The organism is Rhizobium sp. BK538 (assembly GCF_014197575.1).
In the GTDB taxonomy this organism is placed as follows: domain Bacteria; phylum Pseudomonadota; class Alphaproteobacteria; order Rhizobiales; family Rhizobiaceae; genus Rhizobium.
The window spans coordinates 154817-170085 of the sequence record NZ_JACIFT010000013.1 but is presented as its reverse complement, the minus strand read 5'-3'; the positions used below and the strand labels follow the sequence as shown (position 1 = coordinate 170085).

Sequence of the window (15269 nt, the reverse complement as noted above, 5' to 3'; positions counted from 1 at the left end):
GAGACAAGGGCGATTGCGACCCCAGATTTAATGAGGAAAAGCGGGTAGTCGAAGCGATAGATCGCATAAAAAGAGTTCATCGTTGCTGGATGTCCTGAGGTTCGGAATGTTGGCGTGGGGATGCTCGCTTGACAACGGCGCTCGGCCGCCTGGCGCGTTTCCCTTTGGCTTCATCTTTTGTGCTTGCCGCCTGGGCTGCTTTTCGTCGCGTCCTTGACCTGATTGGCGAAGGTCGCCTCGACCTTCACCGGCGACTTTTCCTGTTTAGGCTTCCGCGTCTCGCGGTTGCTTCTCATTTGTCCCTTGGCCATTGGTTCGATCCTTTCCGTCTTGAAATTGAGCTTTCCGCTTTCGTCCTGGGGCGTGATTGATGCACATCACCCCGCCTTCCTGGGTTCTTCCTATGCGGTATCGGAAATCCTGCCCTCGTATTGGGTATCATCTTCGGCGCGTCGGATGACGACGCGATCACGAAGCGGCCGGTATGTCATGGGGATCTTTCTGCGGCACAGCGCTTAGTGCGGCTTAAATAGCACCGATTGCCCTTGGCTGATAGAAGCGCCAAGAAATATTATCCGGAGATGAAAATCACAAAAAACAACAATTGCGGTTCTATAACAATAAGAGAATGCGCGCGGAAATTAAGATGGAATTCCAGTGCGCGGATTGATTGGAGATATATTTCAGAGGCCGCCATTGGCACCCATTGCGGACATTCGATCTAATGCTAGCGCATCGGCTTCTGATTGGGATTCGCGGCGAGGAATTCGCCAAGGGTCGGGACCTCGGTATGGCGTTTCTGCTCATCTGCCATCACGAATTCTGCCCCCAACTCTCCCCGAAGCGATACCAGAAGCTGGTCCACATTGTCATTGAAGCGCTCGCACTTGGCTTGTGTCCAAAGACTCGGGCCAGGCGGGTAGAATGGGTTGAGGTAACTAGCATGTTCTTGGTCGAGACGACTGATGAACGAGTGAACCTTGCGAAATAAGGAAATTTCGGGGAGGCACTGCAATGTGCCCTTGAAGGTCATAAACGGTGGCATCAAGCGGTCCGCCCACAAGCAGCCGCGGGCGCCATAATCAAAAAAGAATCGGAGTGAGCCCTTTGTCATGGCCGGAATCGTCGTGCCTTTAGAGATGTCCGCTGTCCGGCCGCCATGCCAGCCGCGCCGCATCCCATTAAACTTGCGTCAACCCCTGCATGGCATATCTGCCCCGGCAATGCGAAAGGAGACATGCATGGCATTCGTAGGCTTCAAGAACACCCACAACAACGCGATCTATGTCAATCCCGCGCAGGTCCTCTACGTCTCCGCCTTCGAGGAAGATGTCACCATCATCGCCTATGCCGTCGCCGATGCCGGCGGCAAGCCGGTGGTGTCGCATGTCCGCGGCAGCGCCGATTTCGTGCAGCACAAGCTCGGCGGCGCGGCTGCCCGTTAGGATTGCACCTCCTTGCAGGTACGCCCGAGGAAGGGAAGGCGCCGCGGCGGTGCCGTTCCAGCACAGTTTCCGGAAATGGGACAGCCGCGGCGGTGCATGGTTACCATTCGTCAAGTGTCTGAATCTTTGGCCATTCCCGGTACGTAGAATCGCATGCCACAATATTGCCGCTTGCCTTTTGCTTCGAATGCTGTCACCAAATGCGGCTCTCGGGCATTTGCATGCCGGTGACTGGACTGATGTGGTAACGCCTTCCGGCAGGAAGGCAGCGTGGGGGACACCTGCGTGCGTAGACGTTCTTTCCCCGTTCGTGAACTACTCGACTGACCCTTCGTGCGTTGATTTTTCGATGAGAGCGCGCGAAAGCTAAAGCCGTCCATTTCCTCTCGGGGGGATGGATACCAGACAGACTAAGGGAAAAGGACTATCCCAATGGCCACCAAGGGCACCGTAAAATTCTTCAACCAGGACAAGGGTTTTGGTTTCATCACGCCGGAAGGCGGCGCAAAGGACGTTTTCGTCCACATCTCCGCGCTGCAGGCTTCTGGCATCCAGTCGCTACGCGAAGGCCAGCAGGTCACCTTCGACACCGAGCCGGATCGCATGGGCAAGGGCCCGAAGGCCGTCAACATCTCGGCCAACTAATCCAAGTTTCCTGTTTCGGCAGGATGGAACGGCGCTCCGCAAGGGGCGCCGTTTTCGTTTGCTGGGATGGCGGCCGGACCCAAAGGACGCTCGCAAGGTGGCGTGCCACTTGCGGATGCCTCCTGCCCACCTGGACGCCACGGCCGCAGTTGCACCCGTCTCCGGTCAGCTCCCGTTGGCCTTCCACGGACATGCTGTCGCAGACGCAAACATCCCCGCTCCCGACAACGGTGCGATACTCGCTCCGAAGATCCGCGCTTCATTCCCGAACACCGGGGAATCAGGTGCGGACCAAGCCGCTGGAGATGAGAGGGGAGCGTGTGCACACAAACGGCGAAGAGGCTTCTTGCGCGCAAGGGCGTGTCGCCTGTTTTTCCTTAACTGGCGTGGGAATGCCATCTCGGACAGAGTCTGGCTCAGCAGCCAAGGCACAGCTTCGCCGCCTGCCGCTCGCCGGACACCGGCGCATCGTGCAGGCTCGAGCTACGCGCCGACCGCTTCCCGTGCGCCTTCGAAATCCACCGCCGCAAAGGCGGCTGCGATCACCTCGGGCCCCGCCCCTGCCTTGACCGCATCGGTCGACAGGATCTGCCGGTAGCGCCGCGCGCCGGGCAGCCCGGTAAACAGCCCGACCATGTGCCGCGCCACCTGCTGCAGCCGCCCGCCGTTGGCGATATGGCGCTCGGCATAGGCCATCATCCGGTCGCGGATCTCGCCCCAGTCGGCTGCGTCGGTGGTAGCGCCATAAAAGCGATCATCGACATCGGAAAGAATGGCGGCGTTCTGGTAGGCTGCGCGGCCAAGCATGATGCCGTTGACGTGGTTCAGATGATCGACCGCCTCGTCCAGCGTCTGGATGCCGCCATTGACGCCGATGAAGACATCCGGCCGCGCCTCTTTCATGTGGTAGACGATCTCGTAGTCGAGCGGCGGAATCTCGCGGTTCTCCTTCGGCGACAGGCCCTTCAGCCAGGCCTTGCGGGCGTGGATCCAGATCGCATCGGCACCCGCATCGAGCACCCGGTCTAGAAGATCGGGCAGCGCCGTTTTCGGATCCTGCTCGTCGACGCCGATCCGGCATTTGACGGTGACCGGCACGTCAGCCACCGCCTTCATCGCGCTGACGCAGGCCGCCACGATCTCCGGCGTCAGCATCAGGCAGGCGCCGAACGTGCCAGACTGCACCCGATCGGAGGGGCAGCCGACATTGAGATTGATCTCGTCGTAGCCGTAGGGCGCGGCGATCCGGACCGCCTCGGCAAGCTTGGCCGGATTCGACCCGCCGAGTTGCAGCGCCACCGGATGTTCGGCTGCATCGAAGGACAGCAGCCGCTCGCGGGGCCCATGAATAATCGCATCGGCCACGACCATTTCCGTGTAGAGCAGCGCATTGCGGCTGATCTGCCGGTGAAAATAGCGGCAATGGCGATCAGTCCAGTCGATCATCGGCGCAACCGCGAAGATCGGCCGGTCGGTTTTCAAGGCCTCGGCATAGAAATTGGATGTCGTCATGTCGCGCTCATAGCGCAAAGGCGGGTGAAACGCCAGTTTTCCCCGTGCAGGGCAGCAATGTCAGGATGCAAGGCAACAATGACTGTCGCTTTGACGAACCACGCTTCCCCCTTTGGTTGCTTTCCGTCTAAGATGCCGGGACTCACGAACAGCAAGAGCTCGCAATGTCCCTTCCCGCGACCGTCATCCCGCTTCCGCAACCTGTCTTGCTTCCCGTCAAAGGCACGGCCGAACTCTTCCCGGTGCGCCGCGTCTACTGCGTCGGACGCAACTATGCTGACCATGCGATCGAAATGGGGCATGACCCGAGCCGCGAGCCACCGTTCTTCTTTCAGAAGAATGCCGACAATCTGCTGCCTGAAGGCAAGGATTTCCCCTATCCGCCTCTGTCAAGCGACGTGCATTTCGAGGTCGAGTGCGTGCTGGCGCTAAAGGCTGGCGGCCGGAATATTGCCGCCGACAAGGCGCTCGACTGCGTCTACGGCTACGCCGTCGGCATCGATTTCACGCGTCGCGATCTGCAGGCCGAGGCGAAGAAGCTCGGCCGTCCGTGGGAAGTCGCCAAGGCCTTCGAATATTCGGCACCGGTATCGCCGATCGTCCCGGCAAGCAAGCTTGGCCACCCCTCGGCGGGCCGGATCTGGCTGGATTTGAACGGCAAGCGCGTCCAGGATGGCGATCTCAACCAGATGATCTGGAAAGTGCCGGAGATCATCGCCGAACTGTCAAAGCTCTTCATCCTGGCGCCGGGCGACGTCATCATGACCGGCACACCGGCGGGCGTCGGCGCCGTCAAGAAAGGCGATCGCGTCGATTGCGGCATCGACGGCATCGCCACGCTGTCGATCAACGTGGCCTGAGGGGGAGATGCTATGCCGGTCTATGCGCTTGGCGAATTGACGCCGGACCTGCCGCCGTCAGGCACCTACTGGATCGCGCCTGACGCCCATGTCGTCGGCCAGGTCGCGATCGCTGAGGATGTCGGCATCTGGTTTGGCGCGGTGCTTCGCGGCGACAACGAGCCGATCAGCGTCGGCAAGGCAACCAACATCCAGGAGGGCGCGATGCTGCACACGGATCCGGGCTTTCCCGTGACAATCGGCGAGGGTTGCACCATCGGTCATCACGCCATCGTCCATGGCTGCACGATCGGTGACAATTCCTTGATCGGCATGGGCGCCACAGTGCTCAACGGCGCCAAAATCGGCCGCAACTGCCTGGTTGGCGCCAATGCCCTGATCACCGAGGGCAAGGAGTTTCCCGACAATTCCTTGATCGTCGGCTCTCCGGCACGGGTGGTCCGCACGCTCGACGAAACGGCGATAGCGGGGCTTCGCCGCTCCGCCAAGAAGTACGTCGGCAACTGGCAGCGTTTCGCGCGCGACTTGCGCCCTCTATAACCTTCAGAATAGCAGACCCACGCCGGCCACGTTCTTTTCGGCCGTCTCCACGAGATCGAAGACGGCACCAGGAATCTTCTACGCGGCTGCGTAAATGAGGAGTTCGAATTCGGCCAGCGCGCTGTTGAGATCGAGTTCGAGAAGATGCAGCGTCAGGTCTGCGGCCTTGACGGTAATCGTCTTTGCCACAAGCTGCGCCATGACCTTGGCGGTTTTCTGCGCGATGAAACCCAGCTGGTAGGTCATCTCGTCGCGAATGGCCGTCCATTGCTTCTTTGCCGTTGTGGCAGCGACGGACAGCAGCTCTTCGGCAGCAATCATTGCGAGAACACGGTTGCAGGAAGTTCGCCGTGGCTTAAGCAGCGCAAGCCTCGCACAGACCGCGGATCTCGATCGTGGTCTTCTCTGCCTTGAACTTCTTGCGGCGCGTCCAATCCATCAGGCGGTGATCGACCTCGTGGTCATGGAATTCCATGACATGTCCGCAGCTCTCGCAAATAGCGAAGGCGACGATGCCGTGGTTGTGGCAGTTCTGATCCGGATGCGCGCAGGCGACGAAGGCGTTGATGCTCTCGAGCCGGTGCACGACACCATATTCAAGCAGCTTCTCCAGCGCCCGATAGACCTGCAGCGGCGCACGAAAGCCGTGGTCGCGCAGCTTGTCGAGGATCGTGTAGGCGCTGAGCGGTCCGTCGGCCTTTTCGAGCACCTCGAAGACGAGAGCCTGGTTTTTGGTCAAAGCAGGTGCATTCATGAACGTGGTCCTTCCAAGGCCTGCCCGCGCCCGCGCTTCGGCAGCAGGCTCAGGACGAAGAGGATCAGGGCTGCGACGACGATCGACGGGCCAGAGGGCGTGTCGTAGGTCAGCGAGCCGAACAGACCGCCGACCACGGCAACGGCGCCGATCAGCGAGGCGAAGATGGCCATGACCTCGGGCGTCGAGGCGAAACGGCGCGCTGCGGCCGCCGGGATGATCAGCAGCGAGGTGATCAGCATGATGCCGACGATCTTCATGGCGATGGCGATGACGACGGCCATCAGCAGCATGAAGAAAAGCCGGGCCCGCTCCGGCTGCAGCCCCTCGGCCTCGGCAAGCTCAGGATTGACGGTGGAGGCGAGCAACGGACGCCAGAGCCAGGCGATCGCCGCCAGCACGACGATGCCGCCACCCCAGATCATGACGATATCAGCCTTCGAGACCGCGAGGATGTCGCCGAACAGAAAAGCGATGAGGTCGATGCGCACCCAACTCATGAAGGCGACCATAACGAGACCGATCGCCAGCGTCGCGTGCGACAGGATCCCGAGCAGCGCATCCGCAGACAGCGCCTGACGCTTCTGCAGGAACAACAAGAGGATCGACACCGTCGCGGCGACGAGGAAGACGGCAAGCGTCAGGTTGAACTGCAGAAGCAGCGAGAGCGCAACGCCGAGCAAGGCCGAGTGGGCGATCGTATCGCCGAAATAGGCCATGCGCCGCCAGATGATGAAACAGCCGAGCGGGCCGGTCGTCAGCGCCAGCCCGACGCCGGCAAGGATCGCGCGGACGAAGAAATCGTCAAACATGGCGTTCTCCTGCAGGCTGCCTGTGATCATGATCGTGGTTGTGATCATGACCGTGATCACCTGCATGATGATCACCGGCGGCATGGGGATGGTCGTGACCGTGGCCGGCGTGGTCGTGATGGGTGTGGTCGTGCCCATCGTGGTCGGGATGGTGGCCGTCGTCGGGGTGGCAGTGATCGGTCACCGAACCGTCCGAATGCAGCACCCGGCCATCCGGTAGATGTGTGTGATCGTGGTGATGACTATAGACCGCGAGTGCCTGCGCCGCGCGGCTACCGAACAACCGGACATATTCGGCACTCTGCGTTACTGCCTGCGGCGTGCCGCGGCAGCAGACATGGCCGTTGAGGCAGATAACGGTGTCCGTCGCAGCCATGACGACGTGCAGGTCGTGCGAAATCAGCAGGATGCCGCAGCCGGTCGTGTTGCGGATTGATTGGATCAGATCGTAGATCGCAATCTCGCCCGAGAAATCGACGCCCTGGACGGGTTCGTCAAGGACGAGGAGATCGGGCTTGCGGGCGATCGCGCGCGCCATCAAGGCCCGCTGAAACTCGCCGCCCGAAAGATGCTGTACTTCCGCACCAAGCATATGTGACAGTCCGACCGCATCGAGTGCGGCCGCCATATCACGCTCGGAGAGCGGACCGGTCAGCGTCATCAGCCGGCGAACGGTAAGCGGCAATGTCCAATCGATCGCCAGCCTCTGCGGCACATAGCCGACCTTGAGGCCGGCGGCGCGTTCCACCTCGCCCTCGTCGGGCTTCAGCACGCCGATCGCCGTCTTTACCGTCGTCGATTTGCCCGAGCCGTTGGGGCCGATTAGCGTGACGATCTCGCCGCGCGAGACGGAGAAATCCACACCGCGCACGAGCCAGCGGCCGTTCCTTCGAACGCCGACATTGAAAAGCGAGACCAATGGCTTCGCTTCGGAATTTGCGGGAGAGAACATCATTTTTCCGAATGTGCTGTTGCGACTTGCTATTGCACACGTTATAGCATAACGCAATTGATGTAATAACATTACAATTGCAATTCAAGCGGAGCACACCGATGAAATTCGCGATGGCCCTTACCCTCGCAGTCCCCGCCATGCTGTTTGCCGAGGCGGGCAGAACGGCGGATGCGCCTGTCGTCGTGACCTCGATCAAACCGGTGCACTCCCTCGTATCGGCTATCATGCAGGGCGTCGGTACACCCGAGCTGATCGTCGACGGCGCCGCCTCCCCGCATACCTACAACATGAAGCCGTCGAACGCGCGCGCGCTTCAGAATGCCAAGGTCGTGTTCTGGGTCGGCCCCGGACTTGAAGCGTTTCTGGAGAAGCCTCTGGAGGCGATCGGGTCTGATGCCGTCGTCGCCGAGCTCGACAAGGCGCCGGGCCTTACGAAGCTTAAATTCCGGGAAGGCGGTGCCTTCGAGCCGCACGATGACGGCGACCATGACGAAGCCGCCCATGCGGGCGCCGATCATGACCACGATCATGGGGCCTTCGACACCCACCTCTGGCTCGATCCACAAAATGCCAAGGCGATGGCAGCCGAGATCACCACCACTCTCGTCGCGGCCGACCCTGCCAACGCCCTCACCTACCAGGCCAACGCCAAGACGCTGGACGACAGGCTCGACGCGCTGGACAAGGAAATCACCGGCATCGTGTCACCGGTCAGGGACAAGCCGTTCATCGTCTTCCACGATGCCTACCAGTATTTCGAGAACCGCTATCATGTGCGGGTCGCCGGCTCGATCACCGTCAGCCCCGAAACGATCCCCGGCGCGGAACGCATTGCGGAGATCCACAAGAAGGTCGGCGAACTCGGCGCCACCTGCGTTTTCGCCGAACCGCAGTTCCAGCCGCGATTGGTCGATGTCGTGATCGAGGGAACCAAGGCGAAGGCCGGTGTGCTCGATCCGGAGGCAGCCACGCTCGACGCTGGACCAGATCTCTATTTCAACCTCATGCGCGGTATCGCCAAGAGCATGAAGGACTGCCTCTCGCGAGAAAGCTGAGAGGCGGCGAAGGCGGACCTCACAGTCCGCCTTTTTCAGCACAAGAGCTGTAATTGTATAACATCTCAGAGGCATGAATGGATACGAAGCTTCCCGTAACGGTGTTGTCGGGCTTTCTTGGCGCCGGCAAGACCACGCTGCTCAACCACATCCTTGGAAACCGGCAGGGGCTGCGGGTCGCCGTGATCGTCAATGACATGAGCGAGGTGAACATCGACGCCGCCCTCGTGCGAGACGGTGGCGCCAACCTGTCGCGAACCGACGAACAGCTGGTGGAGATGACGAACGGCTGCATCTGCTGCACACTGCGTGACGATCTGCTGAAGGAGGTCCGCCACCTGGCGGAACAGGGACGCTTCGACTATCTCCTGATCGAATCGACCGGTATTGCCGAACCTCTGCCGGTCGCGACCACCTTCGAGTTCCGCGATGAGAATGGCGCAAGCCTCTCCGACATCGCCAAGCTCGATACGATGGTGACGGTGGTCGATGCCGCGAACTTGCTCTCGGACTATGCATCCGCAGACTTTCTGGCAGATCGCGGCGAAACCGCAGGCGATGGCGACAATCGCACGATCATCGATCTGCTGGTAGAGCAGATCGAATTCGCCGATGTGATCATCCTCAACAAGATCGGCACAGCGACGCCGGCCGAGTGTCAGGCCGCGCGCCAGATCATCGTCGGGCTCAATCCCGACGCAAGGTTGATCGAGACCGACTTCGGCCAAGTGGAGCTCGGTGAAGTGCTCGGAACGGGACGCTTCGACATCGAACGCGCCGAAACGCATCCGCTCTGGTACAAGGAGCTGCACGGCTCCTCCGAACATATGCCGGAGACCGAGGAATACGGTATCCGCTCCTTTGTCTATCGCGAAAGGCGGCCCTTCGACCCTGCCAAGCTACAGCGCTTCTTCGACACCGCCTGGCCCGGCGTCGTCAGAGCGAAAGGCTTCTTCTGGCTGGCGACGCGCCCGCACCATGTCGGTGAAGTCAGCCAGGCCGGGGCACTCCTGCGGACGGGCAAGATGGGGCTCTGGTGGGCGTCGGTGCCGCGTGAGCGATGGCCGGACGATGAACGCTTCCTGAAGGCCATATCGCCCTACCTCGACCCCGTCTGGGGTGACCGCCGGCAAGAGATCGTCTTCATCGGTAGCGATCCGATGGACGAGGACTGGATACGGCAGCAGCTCGACGGCTGCCTTGTAGCGGACGAGACCTTTGCGCCGGAAAAGTGGCGCGGGCTGCCGGATCCCTTTGCCAGCTGGGGAGAGCGCGGAGCGTGACGACACAAGCTCCCAAAGCCTATCGCTGCCGATGTGAGGAATGTCAGCCTCTTGCGCCGATCGAGGGATTGGCCGCGCCGCAAGCAGTGGAAGCGGAAGCAGGCGCCATCAGTCGGCTGGCCGCCGTCGTGCAGCGGCTCCTTGACTCACGCAAACAAGCACCCGATTGAATCAGAAGGGCGGCATCGAAGCCGCCCTTTCCGGATATTGGCGTTGCCGCTTAGCGAATATTCGCGATCACGCCGTTGACCGAGCCAATGAGCAGGAAGTCGTTATCGACCTGCACCCACCGATAGCCGCGCGGCGGAGCCGACAGGCGGTAGCGATGATAATCGCGCACGTCGCGCATATGGCGGCGCTCCGCCGACGTCATGCGATGGCCGCGGCTCCACTTGTACTTCTTAACGTGAACGTCGCGCTCCACGACAACGGGCCGACGATGATCCTGGGCGCTCGCTTCGGTCGTCGCCAGCAGCGGGGCGGCAATCACGGTAGCGGCAAGAAGGAGGGTGGTGAGCTTTTTCATTGGGAGGTTCCTCGTGTTGAACACGCCCCGAACCTAGGCCAAAAAAGATGAACCGAAACTGAAACTTAAGTTAAACTTCTGTAATCATAACACATACTTAAAAGCATCTTCTAAATTAAGAAATGCGACATCGCCCGGCATTTTCGGGCGATGTCGGTGCCTCTATCAAAGCTCTTCGTAGTTGAACCAGTCGAAGTCTGCCGTTCTTGCGCGGCCCGACGTATCGAAGGCGAAGACCCCGGCGAAGGCGCCCGTAAACGAGCCGTGCTCGCCGCGCCCGCCTTCATCTGACACGACGCCCGCATCGAGCACGGGACCGATCGGCTGCCATGCCCCCTTGCCTTCCGTCTGCCAGAAGAACTGCAGGTCGTTGTCCCTGATCTCCATGGAAAGCTGCACGCGCCCCTCCGCCGGAATGGCGACGCCGCTGCCTGCCGGGAAGCTGAGGCGGCTGTGTGGGTAATCGCCGTCACAGGAAAAGATCGTGACGCAGCGCCCTAGCTTTTCATGCAGGGTCACGCCGATCGCATGGAACTTGTGCCTGTTGTAATAGTGGGTCAGGCCGGCAACCTGCTGGTAGGTGACGGGATCGAACTCGACGACCGTCTCCGCCCGAAAGCTGTGGTGCTCCTGGCGACGGGCGACGAGAGATTGCTCGAACCACGAGCCGATGCTTTCGCGCGCGATCAGTCTGAGGTGCCCTGCCCGGTCGGTCAGGTTGAAGATGCGCTCCGGCTTCGGCGTGCGTAGCCACTGAAAGTCAGCAGGCAGGCTGCCGCCATCGAAGCTGTATTCGCTGCGCATCGGCTTCTCGACGGGCACGGCGCCAGCCAGTCCCGGCACGGTGACATCTGGAACGGTCGTGCCGTTTTCAAGATAGAGCCACCCATCCTCCTTCCAGACGCACTTCTGCAGGCTGGTTTCGCGACCGAGCGTGCAGCGGCGCTTCGGCGGCATCGGCCGACCGCAGAGATGCGTGTGATAGACCTGACCATCCGGCGTTTCGACATATTGGCCGTGCCCTGCCCGCTGCAGAATGGCTTCGGGATGATCCTTCGAGGTAATCAGATGCTTGTTCGGGTGCATCTCATAGGGACCGTCGATCGCGCGCGAACGGGCCATTGTCACCGCATGATCGTAACCGGTGCCGCCCTCGGCCGTCGTCAGATAGTAATAGCCGTTGCGCTTGAAGAGATGCGGTCCTTCGACAAGCCCAAGCGGGCTGCCGGCGAAGATGTTCTTGATTGGCCCCTTCAGCGATTGTGTCACCGCATCCCATTCCTGCATCAGGATACCGTCGAACGCCGGCGACTTCGGCGCACCGCCGAAGCTCTCGGTGCGCTGATTCCACTGCATGTTGAGGAACCACTTGCGGCCATCGTCATCGTGGAACAGTGATGGGTCGAAGCCGGAAGAATTCACGTAGACCGGCTCGGACCATTCACCCTCAGTATCAGGCGAAGTCACGATGTAGTTGTGCGCATCCTTGAAGTTGCCGTCGAAGCGCTTGACGTCGGTATAAACCAGCCAGAACAGCCCATCGGCATAGGACAGACAGGGCGCCCAGACGCCGCAACTATCGGGATTGCCGCGCATGTCGAGCTGCGACTGACGCTCGAGCGGCCGCCGCACCATCGTCCAGTTCACGAGATCGCGCGAATGATGGATCTGGACGCCGGGATACCATTCGAAGGTCGAGGTTGCGATGTAATAGTCGTCCCCGACGCGGCAGATCGATGGATCCGGGTTGAAGCCCGGCAGGATCGGGTTGCGGATCATTGGTGAAATTTCCTCCCTGAAATACGCACACAGCTTGCGGCACGTACATCAAAACTCAATAGAAAAAACGCCCGGAACGTGGGTTCCAGGCACTTCGGTTTATTCGCGTTCCGCAGACTTGGCCCAGAGATTGATGTCGGCCTCGCGGGCGTAGCCATCGATCTCCTTGAGTTCCTCGGCCGTGAAGTCGAGATTGTCGAGCGCTTTGACACAATCGACGATTTGCGACGAGCGGCTGGCGCCGATCAGCGCCGACGTCACCCGGTCGCCACGCAGCACCCAGGCGATCGCCATCTGTGCCAGCGTCTGGCCGCGGCGCTCCGCGATCTCGTTGAGCTTGCGGATGTTGTCGATGATCTGAGGACGGATGAACTCCTTCTTCAGGAAGTGGTTCTGGGCCGCACGGCTGTCCTGAGGGATGCCGCCGAGGTACTTCGTCGTCAGCATGCCCTGCGCCAGCGGCGAGAACACGATCGAGCCCATACCGACGTCATCGAGCGTGTCGAGCAGCTTGTCGTCCTCGACCCAGCGGTTGAGCATCGAATAGCTCGGCTGGTGGATCAGGCAAGGCGTGCCAAGGTCCTTCAGGATCGCTGCCGCCTCACGGGTACGCTGCGAATTATAGGACGAGATGCCGACATAGAGCGCGCGGCCGGAGCGCACGATATGGTCGAGTGCGCCGCATGTCTCTTCCAGCGGCGTATCCGGATCGAAGCGGTGCGAATAGAAGATATCGACATAGTCGAGGCCCATGCGCTTCAGGCTCTGGTCGCACGAGGCGATCAGGTACTTGCGGCTGCCCCACTCACCGTAAGGACCGGGCCACATGTCGTAGCCAGCCTTGGACGAGATGATCAGTTGGTCACGCAGACCTGAAAATTCGGTGCGCAGGATTTCGCCGAAGGCGGTCTCGGCTCTGCCAGGAGGCGGGCCGTAGTTGTTGGCGAGGTCGAAATGGGTGATGCCGAGATCGAAGGCGGTGCGGCACATGTCGATCTTGCGGTCATGCGGCGTGTCACCGCCGAAATTGTGCCAGAGGCCGAGGGAGACGGCCGGCAGCTTCAGGCCTGAACGGCCCGTGCGGTTATACTTCATCTTTGAATAGCGGTCGGAAACCGGTTGCCAGCTCATAATTCTGATCCTTTAAGCAAAAAGGCGCGGGCTCGTCGCCCGCGCCGGACCATAGTCCTTTGGACGCTTACTTCAAGAGCGCCTGTGCCTCTTCGATGCCGAGGGCGGCCGGCTGCGTGCAGGTCGTCGTCAGCTCGATGAAGCGGCCTTCCTCGCCCGACTTCAGGATCGAAGTCATGACGTCGACGCCGTGCAGCGTGCGATCGAGCGAGCAACGCGCATCGCGGCCCTCGATGATCGCCATCGCCATGTCGGCGAGACCTGCGGTGCGGTAGTTGGCGCGCGGTCCCTGCGGGCTTTCCTGGTTGAAGATCCCGAACGGATGCTCCCAGCCGTCCAGCGCCTTGATCTCCTTGTCGCGGCCGCTGGCCTCGACGACACCGCCGAAAAAGTTCGGGTCCGGGACGTAGAGCGAACCGTCGGTGCCGTAGAGCTCCATGTTGGCATGGCGGTGAGACCAGACGTCCCAGCTCGCCGTCAGCGTGACGGTCGCGCCGCTGACGAATTCGAGGATCGCCTGGATCGTCGTCGGCGTCTTGACCGGGATGATCTCGCCATGACGCGGCTGGCTGGTGATCGTACGGGTGTCGGACGCCATGGAGGTCATGGCGCCGACGCGCTTCACCGGACCGATCAGGTTGATCAGGTTGGCGATGTAGTAAGGGCCGAGATCGAGGATCGGACCGCCGCCGGGCAGGAAGAAGAAGTCCGGGTTTGGATGCCACATCTCCATGCCCGGGCTCATGACATAGCACGCACCCGAGGTGACGCGGCCGATGCCGCCTTCGTCGATGTACTTGCGGGCAAGCTGATGCGCGCCGCCGAGGAAGGTATCCGGAGCGCAACCGACGGAGAGGTTCTTCTCCTTGGCGATGCGGCGCAGCTCTTCACCCTGCTCGAGGGTGAGAACCAGCGGCTTTTCCGAATAGACATGCTTGCCGGCTTCGAGGATCGCCTTCGAGACCGGGAAATGCGCGTCGGGGATGGTGAGGTTGACGATGACGTCGATCTCGTCATTGGCGAGAAGCTCGTCGATCGTCTGCGCTTTGACGCCATATTCTTCCGCGCGGGCCTGGGCGGCCTGCACGTTGATATCGGCGCAGGCCAGAACCTTCAGCCCCTTGAAAAGGGGCGAAAGCGAAAAGTAGGTGGTGGAGATGTTGCCGCATCCAATGATGCCGACGCCAAGTTCCTTGGTCATGATGTGCCTCAGTATGTCTTGAAGGATGCGATCGAGCGGGTGATCAGGCGATCGACATCAGCCGGGTTGTCGTGCTCGACGACGTAGTGCTTGGTCTTGGTGCCCGTGAGGGCTGCGACGAGCTTTGCCCAAGGCAGCGTCCCGTGGCCGACATCGGCCCAGCCATCCTCGTTCTTGTTCTCGCCTGCCGGCGCAATGTCCTTGACATGAGCCGAGGTGATCCGAGACCCGAGCTTTTCGATCCAGGCGAACGGATCGGCACCGCCACGAACGACCCAGGCGATATCGGCTTCCCAGGAAATATCAGGCGCGCCTTCGAAGATGCGCTCGATCGGCAGAGAACCATCGGCAAGCTTCGCGAACTCAAAATCGTGGTTGTGCCAGCCGAACTCATAGCCCGCATCCTTGTAGGGCTTGCTCATTTCCTGCAGGCGCTTGCCGAATGCCAGCCAGCCGGCAGCATCGGTCGGGCGCTGATCGGCCGCCAGGTGGGGAGCATAGATCGAGTCCATGCCGAGGATCTTGGCAATATTCAGCGACTTCTTGACTTCGCCGTCGAGGAAATCGGGACTGAAATGTCCGCTGGCCATGACAAGGCCGTTCTTGTCGAGTTCCGCACGCAGGCTCTTCAGGCCGGCATCGTCGAGATCCGCGTAGATGCCGCCAAAGCCTTCGACTTCCTGATAGCCGGCCTTGCCGAGCTTTTCGAAGATCGCAGAATAGGGCTGGAAGTTACGGGCGCTGTAAAGCTGAAAACTCAGTTTCGTCATC

At 60.9% G+C, this 15269-nt stretch carries 17 protein-coding genes; 6 read left to right on the top strand and 11 right to left on the bottom strand.

Translation table 11 applies throughout. The features are described 5' to 3' along the window. Nucleotides 1-727: 727 nt before the first annotated feature. Nucleotides 728-1114: a hypothetical protein gene (locus FHX09_RS17860; protein ID WP_184450482.1), complete on the bottom strand. Its 387-nt coding sequence runs from the start codon at nucleotides 1112-1114 to the stop codon at nucleotides 728-730. Between the two features lie 127 nt (nucleotides 1115-1241). Here FHX09_RS17860 and FHX09_RS17855 point away from each other — a divergent pair, with 127 nt between their 5' ends. Both FHX09_RS17855 and FHX09_RS17850 read left to right on the top strand, forming a co-directional pair. Then, nucleotides 1242-1445 carry a hypothetical protein gene (locus tag FHX09_RS17855; RefSeq protein ID WP_007788307.1) on the top strand — a complete coding sequence of 68 codons (204 nt, stop codon included), beginning with the start codon at nucleotides 1242-1244 and terminating at the stop codon, nucleotides 1443-1445. 432 nt (nucleotides 1446-1877) lie between these two features. Continuing rightward, nucleotides 1878-2090 (top strand): cold-shock protein, encoded by a 213-nt coding sequence (locus FHX09_RS17850; protein ID WP_007533154.1) that lies wholly within the window; start codon nucleotides 1878-1880, stop codon nucleotides 2088-2090. Nucleotides 2091-2573: 483 nt separating this feature from the next. Here the strand turns inward: FHX09_RS17850 and dusA are convergent, their stop codons facing one another. After that, nucleotides 2574-3572, bottom strand: coding sequence for a tRNA dihydrouridine(20/20a) synthase DusA (dusA, locus tag FHX09_RS17845; RefSeq protein ID WP_184450491.1), 999 nt, complete (start codon nucleotides 3570-3572; stop codon nucleotides 2574-2576). A gap of 194 nt (nucleotides 3573-3766) precedes the next feature. On the opposite strand from dusA, the gene FHX09_RS17840 reads away from it, so the two are divergent. Further along, the gene (locus FHX09_RS17840; protein ID WP_007788310.1) at nucleotides 3767-4462 is read left to right on the top strand and encodes a fumarylacetoacetate hydrolase family protein; all 696 of its coding nucleotides are present in this window, start codon (nucleotides 3767-3769) and stop codon (nucleotides 4460-4462) included. Nucleotides 4463-4474: 12 nt separating this feature from the next. Then, complete coding sequence (locus FHX09_RS17835; protein ID WP_132592896.1) at nucleotides 4475-5002, top strand: gamma carbonic anhydrase family protein; 528 nt, start codon at nucleotides 4475-4477, stop codon at nucleotides 5000-5002. Between the two features lie 78 nt (nucleotides 5003-5080). Here the strand turns inward: FHX09_RS17835 and FHX09_RS17830 are convergent, their stop codons facing one another. The 4 genes from FHX09_RS17830 to FHX09_RS17815 are packed head-to-tail and all read right to left on the bottom strand — an operon-like array spanning nucleotide 5081 to nucleotide 7520. Next, complete coding sequence (locus tag FHX09_RS17830; protein ID WP_132592894.1) at nucleotides 5081-5323, bottom strand: hypothetical protein; 243 nt, start codon at nucleotides 5321-5323, stop codon at nucleotides 5081-5083. Between the two features lie 34 nt (nucleotides 5324-5357). Continuing rightward, nucleotides 5358-5756, bottom strand: coding sequence for a Fur family transcriptional regulator (locus FHX09_RS17825; RefSeq protein WP_184450481.1), 399 nt, complete (start codon nucleotides 5754-5756; stop codon nucleotides 5358-5360). Continuing rightward, the gene (gene znuB, locus FHX09_RS17820) at nucleotides 5753-6568 is read right to left on the bottom strand and encodes a zinc ABC transporter permease subunit ZnuB (RefSeq protein ID WP_132592892.1); all 816 of its coding nucleotides are present in this window, start codon (nucleotides 6566-6568) and stop codon (nucleotides 5753-5755) included. Before znuB ends, FHX09_RS17825 begins: the two co-directional genes overlap by 4 nt. Beyond that, nucleotides 6561-7520 carry a metal ABC transporter ATP-binding protein gene (locus FHX09_RS17815; protein WP_165933160.1) on the bottom strand — a complete coding sequence of 320 codons (960 nt, stop codon included), beginning with the start codon at nucleotides 7518-7520 and terminating at the stop codon, nucleotides 6561-6563. The genes znuB and FHX09_RS17815 overlap by 8 nt, the downstream gene beginning before the upstream one ends. 101 nt (nucleotides 7521-7621) lie before the next feature. Between FHX09_RS17815 and FHX09_RS17810 the strand changes: the two genes are divergently transcribed. Both FHX09_RS17810 and zigA read left to right on the top strand, forming a co-directional pair. After that, nucleotides 7622-8578, top strand: a complete 957-nt coding sequence (locus FHX09_RS17810) for a zinc ABC transporter substrate-binding protein (protein WP_183721647.1) — start codon at nucleotides 7622-7624, stop codon at nucleotides 8576-8578. A gap of 77 nt (nucleotides 8579-8655) precedes the next feature. Further along, nucleotides 8656-9861 carry a zinc metallochaperone GTPase ZigA gene (zigA, locus tag FHX09_RS17805; protein WP_132592886.1) on the top strand — a complete coding sequence of 402 codons (1206 nt, stop codon included), beginning with the start codon at nucleotides 8656-8658 and terminating at the stop codon, nucleotides 9859-9861. Nucleotides 9862-10081: 220 nt separating this feature from the next. Here zigA and FHX09_RS17800 read toward each other — a convergent pair whose 3' ends face one another. The 5 genes from FHX09_RS17800 to FHX09_RS17780 all read right to left on the bottom strand — a co-directional run bounded on the left by FHX09_RS17800 (nucleotide 10082) and on the right by FHX09_RS17780 (nucleotide 15268). Continuing rightward, nucleotides 10082-10387, bottom strand: a complete 306-nt coding sequence (locus FHX09_RS17800) for an RcnB family protein (RefSeq protein WP_132592884.1) — start codon at nucleotides 10385-10387, stop codon at nucleotides 10082-10084. A 165-nt stretch (nucleotides 10388-10552) separates the two neighbouring features. Then, nucleotides 10553-12166: a glycoside hydrolase family 43 protein gene (locus FHX09_RS17795; RefSeq protein WP_184450480.1), complete on the bottom strand. Its 1614-nt coding sequence runs from the start codon at nucleotides 12164-12166 to the stop codon at nucleotides 10553-10555. Nucleotides 12167-12265: 99 nt separating this feature from the next. Further along, nucleotides 12266-13297 carry an L-glyceraldehyde 3-phosphate reductase gene (mgrA, locus tag FHX09_RS17790; protein WP_184450479.1) on the bottom strand — a complete coding sequence of 344 codons (1032 nt, stop codon included), beginning with the start codon at nucleotides 13295-13297 and terminating at the stop codon, nucleotides 12266-12268. Between the two features lie 67 nt (nucleotides 13298-13364). Beyond that, nucleotides 13365-14498 (bottom strand): Gfo/Idh/MocA family oxidoreductase, encoded by a 1134-nt coding sequence (locus tag FHX09_RS17785; protein ID WP_007788330.1) that lies wholly within the window; start codon nucleotides 14496-14498, stop codon nucleotides 13365-13367. Nucleotides 14499-14506: 8 nt separating this feature from the next. Beyond that, nucleotides 14507-15268 (bottom strand): sugar phosphate isomerase/epimerase, encoded by a 762-nt coding sequence (locus tag FHX09_RS17780; protein ID WP_132592906.1) that lies wholly within the window; start codon nucleotides 15266-15268, stop codon nucleotides 14507-14509. Nucleotide 15269 lies beyond the last annotated feature (1 nt).